Origin of the sequence: Rhizobium sp. BK650 (assembly GCF_014195325.1) — a bacterium.
Lineage (GTDB): Bacteria > Pseudomonadota > Alphaproteobacteria > Rhizobiales > Rhizobiaceae > Rhizobium.
Map to the genome: position 1 here is coordinate 175,412 of NZ_JACIBK010000011.1, position 18,086 is coordinate 193,497.

An 18,086-nucleotide genomic window follows, 5' to 3' on the forward strand; every position below is an offset into this window, starting at 1 on the left:
TGTCATCGGACCTAAGTCCTTGTTCAAACAGGACTTAGGTCCAGTGTCCAGAGACGATGCCGATGACATATTAAGATTCAAGGCGTGGGGAGATTGCCTTGCGATGGAGTGCGCGTAAACCGGAATCGGAAGAGGACATGAAGAAGTTAATTATCGCAGCGTTGGCCTTAGCGACGGCGTTAACAGCGTCGCCCGCATTCTCTCAGATCTACTTCGAGTATGGGACCGGCCCTCGCTATTACGACCGCCCAGAGCCACGCTACTATCGTTACCCGCCACGCTACGCCTACGACGACTACTATGGCGGCCCGAGATATCGGCATGGCGACCGGTGCTGGACGCAGAGATACTACGGATATAAACACCACCACCGCGTTGTACGATACAGGACCGTCTGCGACTAGACTATGTTGGGCCGCTGCCACGGTCTGCAAATCGCGGCGCGTAGAGTCGGTTGCCTTTTAAGCGTTGCCCGATGTCACTATCGGGCGAGCACGACCTACGCCGCCAGGATCGTGATCCCATGCGCGTTTGCCGCCGCCCGCAGCCGGGCCACCGTTTCCGGCGACGGCTTGCCCTGCGGTCGCTCGGCCACGCCCTCCGTCTCTATGAATTCGGCCATGTCGCGGTCGACGATGGCCGAAAAGACGGCAGGCACGGTTCCGTTGTTGGAATAGCCGTGCACCATGAAGGGCGCGATGCTGACGATGTCGCCGGCGCTCGCCTGAATCTCTTCTGGCCCGGTATCGGTCAGCCGCCAGATCGTCAGAGTACCTTCGATGATCCGGAAGACTTCCGGGCTCGCATGCGTATGCCGCGGCGTCCTGCCGCCGGGTTCGACCGTCACATCGAAGACGTTGAGCCAGTTGCCTGTCAGGCGAGCCCGTCGCTCCACCTTGTCGCCCAGCACGAAGAAGCTTTTCGCCTCCGTCCGGGGATCTGTTTTCACAAATGAGTTGGACATGATGTCTCTTTCTTGTTCTTGCGGGGCGGTCCGATAGACCTTCGCGGCCATTTTGGCAACCGCCACAAAATCGGGGAGGGGCAGAAGGCATGCCGCTTTTGCGTGCTTTCAGGCCCTGAAACCGACCGTGATCATATCGGTACGGCTTCTTCTCTTCGCAAGTGCGACAGGTTGGCCACCGCCATTCCTGTAATATCGGCGACATAGAAGAGGCGCATAGAACGCGCCGATCCTTCCCCGCCAATCCGGCATACCATCAGCGGAGCAACCCCATGTCTTCTCTTCCCGTAGTCGGCGCCGCCATGACGATCGACGAACTCGAAAACCATCGTAACTGGCTCTTCGAAAAGTCCCGCGATCTCGAACTGCAGAGCTTCATCGATGCCGACGTTCTGAACGGTGACTGGACGCCGCGCGCCGATCGCGCGAGGAAACTTCTCGACGGCTTCAAGGGCCGCGTCGGCATCCATGGGCCGTTCTGGGGCTTTGTCATCGCCTCGCAGGATCCGGATATCCGCGCCGTCGTCTCCCGCCGCATGCTGCAGGGCCTCGATGTTGCGCCGCGATCGGCGGCACGCACATGGTCATCCACAGCCCCTATACGACCTGGGGCTATAACAACCTCGACAACAATCCCGGCGAGCGCGAAAGCATCATCGATTATTGCCATCAGACGATGCGGGAAGCCGTGAAGCGCGCCGAGGAAACCGGCTGCACTCTCGTCATCGAGAACATCGAGGACAAGGATCCGCATATTCGTGTGGCGCTGGCTGAGAGCTTCAATTCGCCGGCAGTCGCCGTCTCTATCGACACCGGTCATGCACACTACGCTCACGGTTCCACCGGTGCCCCGCCGGTCGATTACTACGTCCATGCCGCGGGCAATCGCCTCGGCCATGTTCACCTGCAGGACGCGGACGGTTATGCCGATCGCCACTGGCCGCTCGGCCAAGGCACGATCAACTGGCGCGCGGTCTTTGCAGCTCTTGCCAAGGTCGAAAGCAATCCGCGCCTGATCATCGAGATCAAGGACAAATCGAAGATCATCGCTTCGGCCGAATACTTGGCCTCGATCGGCGTTGCACAGTAAATGGCGATTGACAGCGAGGTGATATCTCGCCGTCACCCTTCAGGCCGCGGCATCCCGCGGCCGCCGCGTGAAGGCGACCGGCAGGCAGAGCACATACAGGCCTGCGCCCAGCACCCAGACAAGTCCCGGAAAGACATCGCGTGAGGCGAAATAGACCGTGCTGATCGCTAGCGGCCCGATGATCGAGGCAAGGCTCGTCATGCTCGCGAGCAGCCCCTGTGCGCGTCCCTGATGATCGCCATCGACGCGCCCTGTCACCAGAGACTGCAGAGCCGGCGCCCCGATGCCGCCGAGGCAGAAGAGCGGCATGAGCAGGAAGGCCATCCAGCCCTCAGTCACCAGTGCGATTGTGATATAGGCCGCGCTGTCGGCGACGATGCCGATCAGCAGAGTCCGGTGCTCTCCCCATCGTTCGCTGATCGGCCCGGCAATGAAGGCCTGCACGACCGCATGGAAAAAGCCGAAGGCGGCAAGCGAGAGGCCGACCATCATCGGCGACCAGGAGAATTTGTCCTGACCGTAGAGAACCCAGATCGTGCCGCCAACCTCGCCGACAAGGGCAAGGATGAAATAGGCGCCGGCAAGCGGTAGCAGCAGCCGGTACCCCATCAGCCAGCGGAAATGCGCGAGCGGTGAAAACTCCTGTTTCTTGGCTTCCGCGCCGGTCATGCGCGTCTCCGGCAGCATGAAGAGCGCCATCAGCAGATTGGCGGCATTGAGTGTGGCAGCAGCAATGAAAGGCAGCCTCACGGAGAATTCACCCAGAACGCCGCCGACCGCCGGGCCGGCAATGAAGCCGATGCCGAAGCAGGCGCTGAGCTGGCCGAAGCGGCGGGTGCGCTCGGCATCCTCGGTGAGGTCGGTCACGCAGGCTGCCGCCACCGCGTTGCTGGCGCCGGTAATCCCGGCGATCGCCCTGCCGATGAAGAGCAGCCACAGCGATGGTGCGGCGGCCATGAAGACATAGTCGACCGCGGCGCCGGCAAGTGACACCATCAATACCGGTTTGCGGCCGAACCGGTCCGACAGTGAACCCAGCACCGGGGAGAAGATGAATTGCATCAGCGCATAGAGTGCCAGAAAGGCACCAAACCGCCATCCGAGATCGTCACTATGGCCCACGTCCTGCAGCAGCCGCGGAAAGATCGGCAAGGTCAGACCGATGCCGGCGGCATCGAGGATCACGGTGGCGTAGACGACTGTCAGCGCTTTTTTCATTAGATCGCCTGAAAATTTATCACTGATAAGCTCCTTATCGCTGATAAGTTGAAATGGCAACAGGGAATGGAACACGGATGAAGGTAGACCGCGCGCAGATCCTCGACGAAGCGCTGAAGCTCTTGAATGAGGTGGGCATCGATGCGCTCTCCACACGAATGCTCGCCGAGCGACTGAATGTGCGTCAGCCGGCCCTTTACTGGCATTTCAAGAGCAAACGAGCGCTGGTGGAGGCCATGGCCGAGGAGATCATGGCGCGAGGTCACACCCACGACTGGTCGGTCGTGCCCGAGAATTGGCGGAACTTCATGCTCGAAAACGCCCGTGATTTCCGTCGCACGCTCTTGAGCTATCGCGATGGCGGCCGCGTCCACGCCGGCAGCGAAACCAGCCCGCAGGATCTTCCCAATGTCGAGGCACATATCGCCGTTCTCGTCAAAGCGGGCATCGAAGCGGAATTCGCCATGGAACTGCTCGTCGCCATCGCCCGCTACACTGTCGGCTGCGTTATCGAAGAACAGGCCGAGCCGCCGCCGGAGCAGGAAAAGCTCGACGCCGCCGCCGTCGATTTCCCGCTGACGCGCCGGGCTATTGCCCATTATCGGGATCGCGGCCACGAAGCCTTTTTCGAAGCCGGGCTGCAGATGATGATCGACGGTGCCGCACAACGGCTGGCCCGGCACACGTGAGCCTCAGTCGCGCATCGCCCAGCGAATGCCGGCAGCCACCGAAAGTCCAAGGAGCGGCCATATTGCCCAAAAAATCCCATGCCATGTCAGCATGTTGATGATGACAATGCCAATCCCGATGACGGCAAGCGCTGCAATGCGCTGGTCGAACTGAGCCTGCAAGCGCACCCATGCCATGGCCGCCACGAAGGCGAAGGCAAGCAGCGGCCATGCCGCCCAGAACTCGCCCTCCCAGCTAGCAAGATTGATGACGACGAGCATGGCGCCGATGACGGCCAGGATGCCGCCGAGTTTGCGCAGCCGGCCACGCGGGAGCGGGGGCAGAGGCGAGGCTGGCGCCGGTCTTGGCGCCGTCGCTTCGACAGGCCGAGTGGCAGCGGCTGCCGGCTTCTGCGGTTCAGTGCCGATATCGCCGACCCGCACGGCATAGCTTGGCACGGCGTCTGCGACATTCTTCATCTCCAGGGGGCCTAGAAAATCGAAGGCGACCGCGACCTTGTTGCGCACCTGATCGTAGACGGTGTTCGAGATGACGATCCCGCCGGCCGGCGCTGAGGCTTGCAGCCGCGCGGCGATATTGACGCCGTCGCCATAGATATCGTCGCCTTCGACAATGACGTCGCCGAGATTGATGCCGATGCGGAAAAACATGCGCCCGTCCGTCGGCCGCGCAGCATTCTTGCCGGCAAGCTCGTTCTGCACGTCGATTGCGGCCCGCACTGCTTCGACCACGCTCGGAAAATCGGCAAGCAGCCCATCGCCCCAGGTATTGACCACCCGTCCGCCGTGCGAAGTGATGAGCCGCGACATGGCATCGCGGTAATGCTTCAGCATCGCGAGCGTGCCTTCCTCATCCTCGCCCATCAAACGCGTATAGTCCTGCACGTCGGCTGCAAAGATCGTCGTCAGCTTACGGTGTGTCTCGCTCATGAAATCCCCCATCGCCTCCGGCGGCCCCGTGGTTCATAACCCTATAGGTGGGATCGCAACCATTCGCCTGGTAGTCCACTCCGGCGCGAACTACTTCTGCGATCAACTAGAATTGCGTGATCACGCTGATACCCGTTCCCTCGGCCTTGTCGAGCCCCATCAGCGCCGGGACCGCTTCTTCAAGGCTGATGCGTCGGCCGATCAGCTTTTGCGGCGCGATCTTTCCGGTGGCGAGCATGGAAAGCATGGCGTCGTAGCGCCATGCCTGCATGCCGTGGCTGCCGTAGATTTCGAGTTCATGGCCGATCACCTGCGCCATCGGGATCTGCGGTGTCGAATAATCGCCGAGCATCAGACCCACCTGGACATGGCGGCCGCGCCGGCGCAGGTTCTTGATTGAGTTGAAGCAGGTAACGGGATGGCCGAGCGCGTCGATCGACACGTGGGCGCCGCCCTTGGTGATTTCGCGCACGGCTTCCGCCACGTCGGCGACGGTGGAAGCATTGATCGTTGCCACCGCCCCGCATTCCCGCGCAAAGGCAAGTTTCTCCTCGGAAATGTCGACAGCGATAGCATTCGCCCCAAGCGCAGTCGCGATCATGATCGCCGAAAGTCCGACGCCACCGCAGCCATGCACGGCGATCCATTCACCGGGGCCGGTGCGCGCCTGATCGGCAACGGCACGAAAGGAAGTCGCGAAGCGGCAGCCGAGGCTTGCCGCCGTAGCATCGTCCACGCTCTCCGGCAGATGCACCAGATTGGTGTCGGCATAATCGATGGCGACATATTCGGCAAACGAGCCCCAATGGGTAAAGCCCGGCTGGAACTGGTTGGGGCAGACCTGCTGGTTGCCGGAATGGCATTCGGCGCAATGGCCGCAACCGGAGACGAAGGGCACTGTCACCCGGTCGCCGACCTTGAAGCGCACCATGCCCTTGCCGGCTGCCACGATCTGGCCAGCAAGTTCGTGTCCCGGCACATGCGGCAGGCGGATATCCGGGTCATGCCCCATCCAGCCATGCCAGTCGCTGCGGCAAAGCCCTGTTGCGCCGATCTTGATGACCACGCCATCTTCCGAAGGTGTCGGGTCCGGCACGGTGCGGATCTCAGGCGCCTGTTCGAAGGCTTCGTAATACATGGCTTTCATCCGTTCATCTCCTGGCCTGGCCCGCATTTTCCGGCCGCCATGATGGCACGCGGTTGTGGCATGCATCCAGTCGGCTTTCGATCATTTTCCTTTATGGACCCATCGTTTTAGCACCATCGAACGCGCATCAATATTTCAATCGCAACGCGGTCTCCGGCATTTTCTTGCTTCGATGTTTCAACTGCCAATTTGCGCTTGACCGGTCCGGAGATGGAGGATTTTGCTTTGCCGACTTCAGAAGGAGAGCCCAAAATGCCCGTCGATACATCACCTCGCACGACCACCTGGACCTATGTCGACGGAGAGTGGATTGCCGGAAACCCGCCGCTGATCGGGCCGACCTCACATGCCATGTGGCTCGGCTCCACTGTCTTCGACGGGGCCCGCTGGTTCGACGGCGTCGCGCCCGATCTCGAACTGCATTGCCAGCGCATCAACCGTTCTGCCGTTGCCATGGGCCTGAAGCCGATCAAGACCGCCGAGGAGATCGAGGCGCTTGCCTGGGAAGGCGTGAAGAAGTTCGACGCCAAGACGCCGATCTATATCAAGCCGATGTATTGGGGTGAGCATGGTTCGGCGGGCAGCGTCGTGAGCGTCGACGGCGAATCCACCCGGTTTGCGCTCTGCCTGTTCGAGGCGGCCATGGGCGGACACGGCGGCTCCTCGCTCACCGTTTCCCCCTATCGCCGCCCGACGCCGGAAACGGCGATGACGGATGCCAAGGCAGGTTCGCTCTATCCGAACAGTGGCCGCGCCATCGCCGAAGCAAGAAGCCGCGGCTTCGACAATGCCCTGATGCGCGACATGAACGGCAACGTGGCCGAAACCGCCTCCTCGAACGTCTTCATGGTCAAGGACGGCGTGGTCTTCACGCCGATCGCCAACCGCACCTTCCTCGCCGGCATCACGCGGCTGCGCGTCATCGGCCTCTTGCGCAAGGCCGGCTTCGACGTGCGCGAGGCGACCCTGTCGGTCGAGGATTTCATGGGCGCCGACGAGGTCTTCACGACCGGCAACTATTCCAAGGTAGTCGGCGTCAACAGGCTCGACAGTCGCAATTTCCAGGAAGGCCCGGTCACGCGCAAGGCGCTGGAACTCTACATGGACTGGGCCTACGGCCGCTCTGCGAGCGATGAATAGTGGTGGTGGGACCCAGCGCCGCGCAGCGGCAGCAATCGATCCAGTGGATCGATTGCTGGGTCGAACGCCCTGAGCCATGCAAAGGGCCAGACGCCGCTTGGCCAGCCCGATAATCGACGCCGCTACCGCCGGACCGGCACTCTATCACGGCCGCACCGGCGAGCCGACATAACCGGCGGACTGGATATAGGCGATCGGTGCAAAGAAATTCCCGCTGGCATCGAAGGCCATCAGCCCTTCCTCGCTGAGCGCCGTCAGCACCGCCGGCCGCGACGCGACACGTTTCATGAAAGCGGGAAGTGCGGGAAAGCGGTCGAGATCGATTTTGATCCACGGCGACCAGTTGAGGCAGACGAAAAGATAGGCATCCGCGACCGTGAAATCCTCGCCGGTGAGATAGGGGCCGGCAAGCCTCCCATTGATCCAGTCGAGACGCTTGTGGACGACCTCCCGCATGGCGTCATGGGCCGTGGCATAGTCGGCGTTGAAAAGCATCGCCATCGGCTTATGCAGTTCCGACGTGATAAAGTTCAGCAGAGACTGCACCTGATTGCGGGCAAAGTTGCCGAATTCCGGCAGCATCTTTCGTCCATCAGGGGAACTGTCGGCGAGAAATTGCGCGATCGCCGGTCCCTCCGTCAGCACCTTACCATCGTCAAGCACCAGCGCCGGCACATAGCCGTTGCCGTTGATCGAAAAATAGTCGTCTCCCTCACTCGTCCTGTGCGTCTTTCGATCGACCGTGATGAGCTCGATATCGATATCGAGTTCGCGGCAGATAATGTGCGGCGACAGCGAACAGGCGGCTGCATGCATATAAAGCTTCATGGCTTCTCCTCCTGCGGCGGTTCGAGACCGGCCGCATCAATCCGTTGGACATTTGTACTATTTCGCATAAAATTCCCTTGGTCAATTATTTTATGCGAAACGGTACAAAATGAGCGAAAAGAAGCGTGGCCGCCCGAGAGCCTTCGATGCTAAGGTGACGCTGGAAAAGGCGAGGGAAGTGTTCTGGGATCGCGGTTTTGCCGGCACGTCGCTGGATACGCTGAGCGCTGCCACCCAGCTCAATCGTCCGAGCCTCTACGGCGCCTTCGGCGACAAGGAAGCTCTCTATCTCGATGTCATGGAGGCCTATCGGGCCGAAAGCATGGATGTGCTGGCCGATGCACTCGATCCGTCACTGCCGCTGCGCGACAATCTCGCAAATGTCTATAAGAGTGCTCTAAAGATTTATCTTCATGGCGATACCGCCGCCCGCGGCTGTTTCCTCATCAGCACCGCAACGGCCGAAGCGATCCAGCACGAGCGCGTTCGCGACCTCCTGAGGCGCAGTCTTGCAGATTTTGACGATGCGATCGAACAGCGCATGGCGCTCGCCGTCGAACGCGGCGAACTGCCTGAGGGCAGCGATGTCCACATGCTTGCGAGGCTCGCCTCGGCCGTCATGCATTCGCTTGCCGTGCGCGCCCGGGCCGGCGACAGCCGAAGGACGCTGGAAGCGCTGGCAAAATCCGGCATCGACATGATCTGCGGCAAAGCCTGACGGATCAGGCGTCCGCTTCCTTCGGCCGGACCAGCCATGCAAAGGCCGCGCCTGCAAACAGCAAAACGCAGGTGCCGAGAAAGACCGCGCGCATGCCGATATGGCCGCCGACAAAGCCGCCGAGAACAGGCCCGACGACCTGGCCCACGAATTGCGAAGAGGTGGAAAGGCCAAGAATGCCGCCCGCCGCACTATCGGGCACATTGTGCCGGATCACGGCGGCGATGCAGGGCAAGAGCCCGCCGAGCGCCATACCCATCAGGAAGCGCAGGGCGATGAGCTGCCAGGAATCGGTCACGAAAGCCTGCGGGATAAGCAACAGGCCGGCAACGGCCAGCGCTCCGGCAATGAGTGGCCAATGGCCGATCCGGTCGGCCAGCCTGCCGAGCCGCGAGGCCGAGAGAATGCTGCCGAGTGCCGCCGCCGACATGACGATGCCGGCCACCATCGTCACCTGTCCCTGATCGGGCACGAGCTGCGCCACATAAACGGTGATGATCGGCTCGATCGACATGTTGGCGAGCATCAAGAGCAGGCCGGTCGCGAGCATCGCGATAACAGGTCCCTTGTCGGGAACGGATTTCCATCCGCCGGACGCCCTGGCCGCCTGTTTGCGTGCCGCCGATTTCTCCTCCTTGATGAGGAAGGTGGTGGCGAGGAAAGCGAGGAAGATCATGCCGCCTGCGGCGAGAAACGTGCCTCGGATGCCGATGATGGGCGGCAGCGCCCCGCCGATCAGCGGGCCGACCAGATTGCCGGCCATGATGCCCGATGAAAGAACGCCGAGTGCCCAGGCCGATCGGTCCTTCGGCGTCTGTGTCGCCACCAGCACCATCGAGCCCGAGGCATAACCACCGGCCAGGCCGACGAAGAGGCGCAGTGCCGCGAGCTGCCAGACGTTGCCGGCCATGCCCATCAGCGAAATGGCGATGGTCATGCCGAGGCTCGCGCGAACCAGCATCAGCTTGCGTCCATAAATATCGCCCAGCCGGCCCCAGAGCGGCGCCACGCAGGCGGCGGCAAAAAAGGTCGCGCCATAGGCGATGCCCGACCACTGCACGATCGCCGCATGGTCGCTCACGCCGAGTTCCTCCACATAAAGCGGAAGGAATGGAAGAAGCAGCGTCATCGCCACGATGGTCGTGAACGAGCCGATGAGGGAGATGACGAGATTGCGTTTCCAGTAGGCGGAGCCGGGCTCCACCTTTGCGGCGTCCCATTGCGTATCGGTCATTGCGGATCTTCTTTGGTATTTTTGGCCGCGGCCAAGATGAGGCAATCCTCACTTTACGCATCGCCCCGAGGGATGCCAAGGACGGATTCTGCCCAATCGGACCTGCGGCGAACGAAAAAGCGGCTTGAAAAGCACGCTCTCGGCTCTATCTGATTGCAACATGCAAGCGGTTACGGAGGAACGGGCATGAGCAACGGGAATGAACATCGCGCCCAGATGCTGCGCGATCTCTACGCGGCCTATATCGATCGCCGCAAGGATATCGTCGGCGCTATGCTGACGGAGGATTTCACCTTTTCCAGTCCGCAGGACGATTACATCGACCGCGCGAGCTATTTCGAGCGCTGCTGGCCAAATGAGCCGGCGCTGAAAGGCTTCAATATCGAATTCCTGTCGATCGAAGGTGATGAGGGCGTCGTGCGTTACCGCGCCGAAATGACAAATGGCAGGGCCTTCCGAAATATGGAGAGCTTCCGTTTCGCCGGCGACAGAATAGCGTCCGTCGATGTCTATTTCGGCCGCAACACGAGTTAGAAGAACCTCAGCGCGGAAGTCGCAATGATGACGATGGAAACCGCAATCATCAGTGGTTTCACCGGCAGCCGCTTGACGAGAATGGCCCCGAAGGGCGCAGCGATGACGCCACCGATAATCAAGCCCATTGCCGAGCCGAGCTCGGACCAGCCCAGCGTGAGCACGAAGGTGATGGAAATGATCAGCGTCACCGTGAATTCGGTGAAGTTGGTGGAGCCGATCACGCGCTTCGGGTCATGACCTCGGCCGACAAGCGAACTGGTGACGATCGGTCCCCATCCGCCGCCGCCGATGGCATCCAGCACGCCACCGCAAAGCCCGACCGGCGGCACCATCCAGTCGCTGACATCGCGCTTGCGCGTCGCATGGAAAGCCTTCCAGAGAATGAGGAGCCCGATAGCGATCAGATAGGCGGAGACGAAGGGTTCGATTATCTTGCCGTCGATACTGGCGAGCAGAAAAGCGCCGACTGCCCCGCCGATCATGCCGGCGGGTGCGAGCCGTGCCACGAGCTTCCAGTCGACATTGCGGTGCCAAGCATGGGAAAGGCCTGATGCTGCGGTCGTAAACAGCTCAGTCACATGCGTCATGGCGCTGGCATTGGCAGCCGGCACGCCGAGCGTCAGCAGGCTGGTTGTGGACAGCACACCAAAGGCCATACCGAGGGCGCCATCGACGATCTGCGCGCAGAAACCGACGACGACGAAGAGGAAGAAATCCCAGATCATAAAAGTCCCTAAAGTGCAAAAGCCTAGAGCATTTCCCTGTTTCGTCTAATCACGAGCAAGCTCTATCTCTTTGTTTTTACGCAATTCCGGACGCAAAGCCGCTGCACACTTTTGCTGGAGTTGCTCTAGCTGCAAATACGTTCAGAATGGAAAAGTTCCGCCTCAAGCATCTGGAGCGCGCCGTTTGAGGCGCATGACTTTGAAGAAGCCGTTCGGGAAAACCGGCAATATTTGAACGGCATCGAAACCGTTTCTTTCCGCCCAATCCGTAATCCGCCTGATCCGGAAAGAAGAGCTCCAGCCGACCCGCCGCACAAGCGGCGCTACGGCCTCCTCAATTGCGCCCTGCAGACCGGCGCCGTCGCTGAGCTTACTGGCAAGAATGATCTCGCCGCCCGGCCGCAGCACGCGGGCGCATTCGTCGAGCGCCCGCTCCGGTTCAGGAATGAGGGTGATGACGAAGGGCAGGCAGACGACATCGAAGGACCGATCCTCGAAGGCGAGCGCATGCGCGTCCATGACCTGCAATTGCCGAACATGAAAAAGCTTGTGTCTGGCAACTTTCTCCCGCGCCTTGGCTATCATGTGCTCGGAAATGTCGATACCGGTTACACGGCTGCGGCGCGGATAGTAGGAAAGCATCAGCCCGGTACCGACGCCGATTTCCAGGATGTCTGTGCCGGCGCCCGCCGCAAGCCGCGCCAGCGTGCGGTGCCCGTCGCGCAGGATGCCTCGATAGACCCGGTCATAAACCGGCGCCCATCGCTGATAGATTTTCTGCTGATCCTCAGCCCGATTTTGAACCTGTCCCATGCGGCGCCTCCTTCAACCCTTGCCTTCAACTCCGAAGGGCAGGCCTGGGTTCCGGCTGAGCGGCAAGGGTCTGTCAGCCGAGGCGAGCACCGCTCATTTTTCCGCCGCTGCTTGAGGGGTGGCAGTGGGGCACAGCCTGTGATTTGCGCTTTTGGAGAGAGCCTGCCGCGAGAGGTAATTTTTCCTCGAAGTCGTTGTTTTTTGATAATTCGCCGGTTGCCACTCCGTGCTTCCCCTCCTATGTTCCGCCTCACCTGCCGATGACGCAATCTATTGCCAAGAGGAGATCTGATATGGCTTTTGAATTGCCTGAACTTCCCTATGACTACGAAGCGCTTGCTCCCTTCATGTCGAAGGAGACGCTGGAGTTCCACCACGACAAGCACCACAAGGCTTACGTCGACAACGGCAACAAGCTTGCAGCTGAAGCTGGCCTCGCCGATCTCTCCGTGGAAGAGGTCGTCAAGAAGTCTTTTGGCACCAATGCCGGGCTTTTCAACAACGCTGCCCAGCACTACAACCACATCCATTTCTGGAAGTGGATGAAGAAGGGCGGCGGCGGCAACAAGCTGCCGGGCAAGCTCGAAGCTGCCTTCAATTCCGACCTCGGCGGCTACGACAAGTTCAAGGCCGATTTCGCCAATGCCGGCGCAACGCAGTTCGGCTCCGGCTGGGCCTGGGTTTCCGTCAAGAACGGCAAGCTCGAAATTTCCAAGACGCCGAACGGCGAAAACCCGCTCGTGCACGGCGCGACCCCGATCCTCGGCGTCGATGTCTGGGAACACTCCTATTACATCGACTACCGCAACGCTCGTCCGAAGTATCTCGAAGCCTTCATCGACAGCCTGATCAACTGGGACTATGTCCTGGAACGCTACGAAGCGGCAACGAAGTAAACACGTCCAAAGCTTTGGTTTCTCAGCACCCGGCGCCGCCAAGCGCCGGGTGTTTTCATTTCTGCTGAAGCAAATGCCTTCGAAGCCGCTTGACTCATTCATACCCGTACGGCTATAAGTCAAATCCATAGCCAATCAGGTATGAATTCTGATGTCGAATGTTCAGGACGCACTTTTCAAGGCGCTTGCCGATCCGACCCGGCGCGCCATTTTCGAGCGCTTATGCCGTGAAGGCGAGAAGACGGTCGGCGTTCTGACGGTCGGCGCCGGTGTTTCCCAGCCGGTCGTTTCGAAGCACCTGGCGGTACTCAAAACTGCCGGCCTCGTGCGCGACCGTCATGAAGGCCGACAGACGCATTACAGCGCCGAGATCAAGGCGCTTGCTCCGCTGGCGGACTGGACGACGGAGATGGCCGGCTTCTGGGAAGGCCGGTTCGACGCTCTGGAAGATTTGCTCAAAAGGATGGATCAATGAACGAAACCGCAACTGAAGTCCGCTCCGTCATTATCGAGCGGGAGATCGCTTTTCCGCCGGAGAAAATCTGGCGTGCGCTGACGCAACCGCATCTGATTGAGGAGTGGCTGATGAAGAGCGACTTCAAGCCTGTGCGCGATCACAGCTTCAAGTTCACCGCCGAATGGGGCTCCGTCGATTGCAAGGTACTGGAGATCGAGCCGAACAGGACGCTTTCCTACACATGGGATGCCTACGGCCTCGAAAGCACCGTCACCTGGACCCTGACGCCTGCCGGTTCCGGCACGCATCTGCACATGGAACAGGCAGGTTTCCGCCCGGATCAGGAACAGGCCTACCAGGGTGCGAAGTTCGGCTGGCAGCGCTTCTTCGACAATCTGCAAGAGGTTCTGGGACGCGAAGGCTGAGACAAAGGCATCGGTCTGTTTGTGGAGGAAATATCAGTGAATTGGAACAAGTCTATTCGTCAGCTTCACCGCTGGCTGTCGATCATCTTCACGCTGACGGTCATTGCCAATTTCGCCACCATGGCCTTCGGCACGCCGCCGGCCTGGGTGGTCTATTCGCCGCTGCCGCCGCTTTTCCTGCTGCTGTTCAGTGGCCTCTACATGTTCGCATTGCCCTATTTCACCGGCCGCCGCGAGCAGGCCTCGGCGGCAGGGTAGGGAAGCGATTTCCGCCAAGAGTCGCGGCTGGCAGCCCGTCATATCGCTGTCATCCGCGGACTCTAGATCACGCCGCATGTCATCAGCCGATCTTCCCCTTTTCCGCTTCGGCATCATCGCCGACCCGCAATATGCCGCCATCGAATCGCAGGTCGAGATGGGGCGCTACTACGCCAACAGCCTTGCCAAGGTCGCTTCCGCAATCGAGACCTTCAATGGCGAGGAACTGAGCTTCGTCATGACGCTCGGCGATATTATCGACCGCGATTTCAAGAGCTTCGATGATATCCTACCAGTCTATGAAAAGCTGCGTCACGAAGCGTTCTTCCTGCTTGGGAACCACGATTTCGCCGTCGCTCCCGAAGATCTGGAAAAGGTCGCCGAACGCGTCGGCATGCCGGCACGCTATTACCGCTTCCGGCGCCACGGCTTCCACTTCATCGTGCTCGACGGCAACGAGGTCAGCACCTTCGCGCCGCCGGAAAACCATCCCTTTCGCACCCTCGGCCGCGAAAGACTGGCCGCCCTGATGGCCGCCGGCGCCGAGAACGCGCATGCGTGGAATGCATCGCTGAGCGACGAGCAGCTCGCCTGGCTTGCAGATGAAATCGAACAGGCGAAGGCCGCGCACGAGAAGGTCATTGTAATGAACCACTTCCCAGTCCACCCGCCCTGCGAACATGACATGTGGGACCGTGAGCGCATCGTCGCCCTGCTGTCTTCGCAGGACAATGTCGTCGCCTATCTCAATGGCCACAACCATGTCGGCAATTACGGCAAGGTCGCCGGCTGCCACTTCGTCAATTTCAAGGGCGTGGTCGACACAGAGAGCGAAAACACCTTCGCCATCGTCGATGTCTATTCCGACCGGCTGGAGATCCGCGGCTTCGGCCGCGAGGAGAGCCGTACGCTATCCTATTAGGGGGCTACGACGCGCGCCGGCCGGTCGACCATCCGACTCCGTTTGAGCCAACAGAATGCTTCAATCTAACCAGGAAAGGCTCTAAGCCGGCTCCGTCGCGATCGCCGCCGGCTGTGCCCTATGCTCCAACGCGTCCTTCTTCGGTGGCGCGCCGAACATGCGCGTATATTCGCGGCTGAACTGCGAGGCGCTTTCATAGCCCACCTGATAGGCGGCGTTGGCAGCATTGATGCCATCGGCCACCATCAACCGCCGCGCCTCGAGAAGCCTGAGCTGCTTCTGATATTGCAGTGGGCTCATCGAGGTCAGCATCTTGAAATGCTGATGGAAGGAGGAGGGGCTCATCTTTGCCACGGCGGCCAGCTGCTCCACCCGCACGGGCGCGGTGAAATTGTCACGCAAAAGGTAGATGGCATCGGCCACCCGCCGCGTCTGGCTACCGGGCAGCGCCAGCTTGCACACCTCGCTGCCATTCTCACCGGATAGGAGCCAGAAGCTGATCTCGCGCAGGATCGACTGTCGCAGGATCGGGATAGATTTCGGTGTGTTGAGCATGCGCATCAGCCGCAGGATGCAGTCCTGCAGCTCCGCTCCGAAATGCTGCACGAAAACACCGGGACCGCCTTCGCCCGATGGCTTCGGCGGGCTTTCCATTTCCTCCAGAACCGCGCGCAGGATGGGGATGTCGAGCTCCAGCGTGAGCGCGATCATCGGTCGCTCGCGGCTTGCCTGGATGACCTGGCCGAAGGCCGGCATTTCGACGCTGACCACCAGCGCCTGCATGGCCGTATAGGTGAAGAGACGCTCCCCGAACATGATCTGCTTGGCGCCATCGACGATGATGCAGAGCGCCGGCCGGTAGATCGCCGGTTTCGGCATGGTGAGCGTGGAGGAACGCATCAGGTAAAAGCCGGGCAGGGCGGTCTCATAGAGCCCGTCGCCGCCGCCATGGCTGTCCATGTATTGGATGAGAGCATTCTTGATCTCGTCGGACATCGTTCTTCTCCGGTGGCGGACACTGCCGCGCCTTTGCCCACCATCATACTCCGCGAGCACAAGACGACAACCTGTCTGGAGGAATAGGCAAGAAGTTCGAGGCTTTCGGCATTCAGGAAAAAGCGTGTCAGGACCTAGATTCCGGTAATTCGAACAAGGAGCAATCGAGATGGCCGATCAGAACGCAAATTCCAAAATCGCAATCGTCACCGGCGGCAGCCGCGGCCTTGGCCGCAACACCATCGTCAGCCTCGCCCGTGATGGCGTCGACGTGATCTTCACCTATCACTCCAACAGCGCCGAAGCCGACAAGGCCGTCGCCGAAGTCGAAACGCTCGGCCGCAAGGCCGCTGCGCTGCAACTCGATACCGGCAATGTCGCCGCCTTCGACGCCTTCGTCGAAAATGTCCGCTCGATACTGAAGGGCTGGGGCCGCGAGCGCTTCAACTTCCTCGTCAACAATGCCGGCACCAGCTACCACGCCTCGATCCTGGAAACGACCGAGGAGGAAATGGACAAGCTCTACAACGTCCATTTCAAAGGCGTCTTCTTCCTGACGCAGAAGCTGTTGCCTCTGATTGCCGACGGCGGCCGCATCGTCAATCTCTCGAGCGGCCTTGCGCGCATCGCCCTGCCTGGTTCGTCGGCCTATGGCTCGCTCAAAGGGGCGGTCGAGGTGCTGACCCGTTACATGGCCACCGAGCTCGGTTCTCGCGGCATCGCCGTCAATACGGTCGCACCGGGGGCCATCGAGACGGATTTCAGCGGCGGCATGGTTCGCGATAATCCGGAGATCAACCGCCGCGTCGCCGCCATGACGGCGCTCGGCCGCGCCGGCGTGCCCGACGATATTGGCCCAATGATCGCCGCGCTGCTGACGGAGGCCAACCGCTGGATCAACGCGCAACGCATAGAGGTCTCCGGCGGCATGGCGCTTTGAGTCGTTTCCCGGAACGCGATCGAGAACGCCCCGATCGCGTTTCATGTCTCTCTCGCCTCGTTTCCGGGGCGAGATGGGGTTGCACCGATGATGGTGCAGCCACAGAGTGAGGCCCGAAATGCGATTGCTTTCCTTCCTTGTTGCCGCCGGCCTTCTGGCGGCAAGTTCCGCTTTTGCCGCAGATCCGGTCGGCACGCGCACGATCGAACTTCCCGCGCCTGCGCGCCGTGCGACACTTCAGGTGATGGTCTGGTATCCGACCGCGAGCGTCGGGACACTAGTGCCGTCCGGCAAGGACAAGGTGTTCAAGGAAACGCCCGCGCTGAAGGGTGCCGCGATCGCTGAAGGCTCTTTTCCGCTTATCCTGATTTCGCACGGGTCCGGCGGCAGCATCGCCAATCTGGACTGGCTCGCGACGCGGCTTGCTGCGACCGGCTTCATCGTTGCCGGTCCCAATCACCCCGGCACGACGCGTGGAGATTCCACACCGCTCGACACAACGAAGCTATGGCAGCGGGCAGCCGATCTGTCCGACGTGCTGACGGCACTGTCCGCCGATCCCGCCTGGGCGCCCCATATCGACGGAAAACATGTCGGCGCGCTTGGCTTTTCGCTTGGCGGCCACACGGTGATGGCAGTCGCGGGCGTGCGTGTCGATCGCGAAGCCTACGCCCGCTATTGCGATGAAGAAAGGACCATGGCTGATTGCGTCTGGTTTTCGAGCGGCACGGTCAACCTGCGCAGCGCGGACAAGCACTTGTTCGAGCAGTCGAACCGCGATCCGCGCATCCGTTCTGTAATCGCGATCGACCCTTCCGTCGTGCGTGCATTCACGGCCGAGAGCCTCCGCTCCATCGATATCCCTGTGCACATCATCAATATCGGCCGGCCGGAAACCATTCCCGTGGCGGTCAGGTCTGACGATATCGCGGCCGAAATACCAGGTGCCGAATATCAGACCGTCGATGGCGCGGTACATTTGAGCTTTCTTGCCGAATGCCGTCCTGAAGCGCCCGATTTTTTGAAAAGCATCGGCGAAACCGACCCGATCTGCGAGGATGCGCCGGGAAAACCCAGAACGCGGGCGGAGATCCACGTGCAGATGGCAGCGATGATCGAGGCCGCCTTCCTCGCCGATTTTGCGCGCAGGGAGTAACGC

Annotated in this window: 20 protein-coding genes and 1 pseudogene; 12 read left to right on the forward strand and 9 right to left on the reverse strand. The window is 60.8% G+C overall.

Features of this window, described 5'->3' with window-relative positions:
* Positions 1–499: 499 nt before the first annotated feature.
* The gene (locus tag FHX15_RS23925) at positions 500–964 is read right to left on the reverse strand and encodes a cupin domain-containing protein (protein ID WP_184400853.1); all 465 of its coding nucleotides are present in this window, start codon (positions 962–964) and stop codon (positions 500–502) included.
* 272 nt (positions 965–1,236) lie between these two features.
* Between FHX15_RS23925 and FHX15_RS23930 the strand changes: the two are divergent.
* Positions 1,237–2,054: pseudogene (locus tag FHX15_RS23930) on the forward strand (sugar phosphate isomerase/epimerase family protein).
* Positions 2,055–2,093: 39 nt separating this feature from the next.
* Here the strand turns inward: FHX15_RS23930 and tet are convergent.
* Positions 2,094–3,272, reverse strand: a complete 1,179-nt coding sequence (gene tet / locus FHX15_RS23935; protein ID WP_184400854.1) for a Tet(A)/Tet(B)/Tet(C) family tetracycline efflux MFS transporter — start codon at positions 3,270–3,272, stop codon at positions 2,094–2,096.
* A gap of 77 nt (positions 3,273–3,349) precedes the next feature.
* Between tet and tetR the strand changes: the two genes are divergently transcribed.
* Positions 3,350–3,961, forward strand: coding sequence for a tetracycline resistance transcriptional repressor TetR (tetR, locus tag FHX15_RS23940; RefSeq protein WP_184400855.1), 612 nt, complete (start codon positions 3,350–3,352; stop codon positions 3,959–3,961).
* Between the two features lie 3 nt (positions 3,962–3,964).
* Here tetR and FHX15_RS23945 read toward each other — a convergent pair whose 3' ends face one another.
* Both FHX15_RS23945 and FHX15_RS23950 read right to left on the reverse strand, forming a co-directional pair.
* A complete protein-coding gene (locus FHX15_RS23945; RefSeq protein ID WP_184400856.1) occupies positions 3,965–4,891 on the reverse strand; it encodes an adenylate/guanylate cyclase domain-containing protein in 927 nt (308 codons plus the stop codon).
* Between the two features lie 106 nt (positions 4,892–4,997).
* Positions 4,998–6,038, reverse strand: a complete 1,041-nt coding sequence (locus FHX15_RS23950) for a zinc-dependent alcohol dehydrogenase family protein (RefSeq protein WP_184400857.1) — start codon at positions 6,036–6,038, stop codon at positions 4,998–5,000.
* 252 nt (positions 6,039–6,290) lie between these two features.
* Here FHX15_RS23950 and FHX15_RS23955 point away from each other — a divergent pair, with 252 nt between their 5' ends.
* Entirely contained in the window at positions 6,291–7,178 is an 888-nt protein-coding gene (locus tag FHX15_RS23955; protein WP_184400858.1) for a branched-chain amino acid aminotransferase, read from the forward strand.
* A 144-nt stretch (positions 7,179–7,322) separates the two neighbouring features.
* On the opposite strand, the gene gstA is transcribed toward FHX15_RS23955, so the two are convergent.
* Positions 7,323–8,006 carry a glutathione transferase GstA gene (gene gstA / locus FHX15_RS23960; RefSeq protein ID WP_184400859.1) on the reverse strand — a complete coding sequence of 228 codons (684 nt, stop codon included), beginning with the start codon at positions 8,004–8,006 and terminating at the stop codon, positions 7,323–7,325.
* A gap of 109 nt (positions 8,007–8,115) precedes the next feature.
* On the opposite strand from gstA, the gene FHX15_RS23965 reads away from it, so the two are divergent.
* Positions 8,116–8,724: a TetR/AcrR family transcriptional regulator gene (locus FHX15_RS23965; RefSeq protein WP_184400860.1), complete on the forward strand. Its 609-nt coding sequence runs from the start codon at positions 8,116–8,118 to the stop codon at positions 8,722–8,724.
* A gap of 4 nt (positions 8,725–8,728) precedes the next feature.
* Here the strand turns inward: FHX15_RS23965 and FHX15_RS23970 are convergent, their stop codons facing one another.
* On the reverse strand, positions 8,729–9,958 hold the full coding sequence (locus FHX15_RS23970) for a multidrug efflux MFS transporter (RefSeq protein WP_184400861.1): 1,230 nt from the start codon (positions 9,956–9,958) through the stop codon (positions 8,729–8,731).
* A gap of 186 nt (positions 9,959–10,144) precedes the next feature.
* On the opposite strand from FHX15_RS23970, the gene FHX15_RS23975 reads away from it, so the two are divergent.
* Complete coding sequence (locus tag FHX15_RS23975; RefSeq protein ID WP_184400862.1) at positions 10,145–10,492, forward strand: nuclear transport factor 2 family protein; 348 nt, start codon at positions 10,145–10,147, stop codon at positions 10,490–10,492.
* Here the strand turns inward: FHX15_RS23975 and FHX15_RS23980 are convergent.
* Both FHX15_RS23980 and FHX15_RS23985 read right to left on the reverse strand, forming a co-directional pair.
* Positions 10,489–11,220 (reverse strand): sulfite exporter TauE/SafE family protein, encoded by a 732-nt coding sequence (locus FHX15_RS23980; protein ID WP_184400863.1) that lies wholly within the window; start codon positions 11,218–11,220, stop codon positions 10,489–10,491. The two genes, FHX15_RS23975 and FHX15_RS23980, sit on opposite strands and share 4 nt — an antisense overlap.
* A 162-nt stretch (positions 11,221–11,382) precedes the next feature.
* Positions 11,383–12,033: a class I SAM-dependent methyltransferase gene (locus tag FHX15_RS23985; RefSeq protein ID WP_184400864.1), complete on the reverse strand. Its 651-nt coding sequence runs from the start codon at positions 12,031–12,033 to the stop codon at positions 11,383–11,385.
* 293 nt (positions 12,034–12,326) lie between these two features.
* Between FHX15_RS23985 and FHX15_RS23990 the strand changes: the two genes are divergently transcribed.
* The 5 genes from FHX15_RS23990 to FHX15_RS24010 all read left to right on the forward strand — a co-directional run bounded on the left by FHX15_RS23990 (position 12,327) and on the right by FHX15_RS24010 (position 14,991).
* Positions 12,327–12,929, forward strand: a complete 603-nt coding sequence (locus FHX15_RS23990) for a superoxide dismutase (protein WP_184400865.1) — start codon at positions 12,327–12,329, stop codon at positions 12,927–12,929.
* A 151-nt stretch (positions 12,930–13,080) separates the two neighbouring features.
* Positions 13,081–13,404, forward strand: coding sequence for a helix-turn-helix transcriptional regulator (locus FHX15_RS23995; protein ID WP_184400866.1), 324 nt, complete (start codon positions 13,081–13,083; stop codon positions 13,402–13,404).
* Complete coding sequence (locus FHX15_RS24000; RefSeq protein WP_184400867.1) at positions 13,401–13,811, forward strand: SRPBCC domain-containing protein; 411 nt, start codon at positions 13,401–13,403, stop codon at positions 13,809–13,811. Before FHX15_RS23995 ends, FHX15_RS24000 begins: the two co-directional genes overlap by 4 nt.
* 36 nt (positions 13,812–13,847) lie before the next feature.
* Positions 13,848–14,069: a hypothetical protein gene (locus tag FHX15_RS24005; protein ID WP_184400868.1), complete on the forward strand. Its 222-nt coding sequence runs from the start codon at positions 13,848–13,850 to the stop codon at positions 14,067–14,069.
* A 76-nt stretch (positions 14,070–14,145) separates the two neighbouring features.
* Positions 14,146–14,991: a metallophosphoesterase gene (locus FHX15_RS24010; protein ID WP_184400869.1), complete on the forward strand. Its 846-nt coding sequence runs from the start codon at positions 14,146–14,148 to the stop codon at positions 14,989–14,991.
* Positions 14,992–15,072: 81 nt separating this feature from the next.
* On the opposite strand, the gene FHX15_RS24015 is transcribed toward FHX15_RS24010, so the two are convergent.
* Complete coding sequence (locus tag FHX15_RS24015) at positions 15,073–15,987, reverse strand: AraC family transcriptional regulator (RefSeq protein ID WP_184400870.1); 915 nt, start codon at positions 15,985–15,987, stop codon at positions 15,073–15,075.
* A 169-nt stretch (positions 15,988–16,156) separates the two neighbouring features.
* On the opposite strand from FHX15_RS24015, the gene FHX15_RS24020 reads away from it, so the two are divergent.
* Both FHX15_RS24020 and FHX15_RS24025 read left to right on the forward strand, forming a co-directional pair.
* Positions 16,157–16,927 carry an SDR family NAD(P)-dependent oxidoreductase gene (locus FHX15_RS24020; protein WP_184400871.1) on the forward strand — a complete coding sequence of 257 codons (771 nt, stop codon included), beginning with the start codon at positions 16,157–16,159 and terminating at the stop codon, positions 16,925–16,927.
* Positions 16,928–17,045: 118 nt separating this feature from the next.
* Entirely contained in the window at positions 17,046–18,083 is a 1,038-nt protein-coding gene (locus tag FHX15_RS24025; protein ID WP_184400872.1) for an alpha/beta hydrolase family protein, read from the forward strand.
* Positions 18,084–18,086: the final 3 nt, after the last annotated feature.

Bases quoted from the DNA above. Each gene is read 5' to 3' on its own strand.
- FHX15_RS23980 (WP_184400863.1), bottom strand. From the start codon at position 11,220: ATGATCTGGGATTTCTTCCTCTTCGTCGTCGTCGGTTTCTGCGCGCAG.
- gstA (WP_184400859.1), bottom strand. From the start codon at position 8,006: ATGAAGCTTTATATGCATGCAGCCGCCTGTTCGCTGTCGCCGCACATT.
- tet (WP_184400854.1), bottom strand. From the start codon at position 3,272: ATGAAAAAAGCGCTGACAGTCGTCTACGCCACCGTGATCCTCGATGCC.
- FHX15_RS23955 (WP_184400858.1), top strand. From the start codon at position 6,291: ATGCCCGTCGATACATCACCTCGCACGACCACCTGGACCTATGTCGAC.
- FHX15_RS23950 (WP_184400857.1), bottom strand. From the start codon at position 6,038: ATGAAAGCCATGTATTACGAAGCCTTCGAACAGGCGCCTGAGATCCGC.
- FHX15_RS24015 (WP_184400870.1), bottom strand. From the start codon at position 15,987: ATGTCCGACGAGATCAAGAATGCTCTCATCCAATACATGGACAGCCAT.
- FHX15_RS24025 (WP_184400872.1), top strand. From the start codon at position 17,046: ATGCGATTGCTTTCCTTCCTTGTTGCCGCCGGCCTTCTGGCGGCAAGT.
- FHX15_RS23985 (WP_184400864.1), bottom strand. From the start codon at position 12,033: ATGGGACAGGTTCAAAATCGGGCTGAGGATCAGCAGAAAATCTATCAG.
- FHX15_RS23990 (WP_184400865.1), top strand. From the start codon at position 12,327: ATGGCTTTTGAATTGCCTGAACTTCCCTATGACTACGAAGCGCTTGCT.
- FHX15_RS24020 (WP_184400871.1), top strand. From the start codon at position 16,157: ATGGCCGATCAGAACGCAAATTCCAAAATCGCAATCGTCACCGGCGGC.
- FHX15_RS23965 (WP_184400860.1), top strand. From the start codon at position 8,116: ATGAGCGAAAAGAAGCGTGGCCGCCCGAGAGCCTTCGATGCTAAGGTG.
- FHX15_RS23945 (WP_184400856.1), bottom strand. From the start codon at position 4,891: ATGAGCGAGACACACCGTAAGCTGACGACGATCTTTGCAGCCGACGTG.
- FHX15_RS23970 (WP_184400861.1), bottom strand. From the start codon at position 9,958: ATGACCGATACGCAATGGGACGCCGCAAAGGTGGAGCCCGGCTCCGCC.
- tetR (WP_184400855.1), top strand. From the start codon at position 3,350: ATGAAGGTAGACCGCGCGCAGATCCTCGACGAAGCGCTGAAGCTCTTG.
- FHX15_RS24010 (WP_184400869.1), top strand. From the start codon at position 14,146: ATGTCATCAGCCGATCTTCCCCTTTTCCGCTTCGGCATCATCGCCGAC.
- FHX15_RS24000 (WP_184400867.1), top strand. From the start codon at position 13,401: ATGAACGAAACCGCAACTGAAGTCCGCTCCGTCATTATCGAGCGGGAG.
- FHX15_RS23975 (WP_184400862.1), top strand. From the start codon at position 10,145: ATGAGCAACGGGAATGAACATCGCGCCCAGATGCTGCGCGATCTCTAC.
- FHX15_RS23925 (WP_184400853.1), bottom strand. From the start codon at position 964: ATGTCCAACTCATTTGTGAAAACAGATCCCCGGACGGAGGCGAAAAGC.
- FHX15_RS23995 (WP_184400866.1), top strand. From the start codon at position 13,081: ATGTCGAATGTTCAGGACGCACTTTTCAAGGCGCTTGCCGATCCGACC.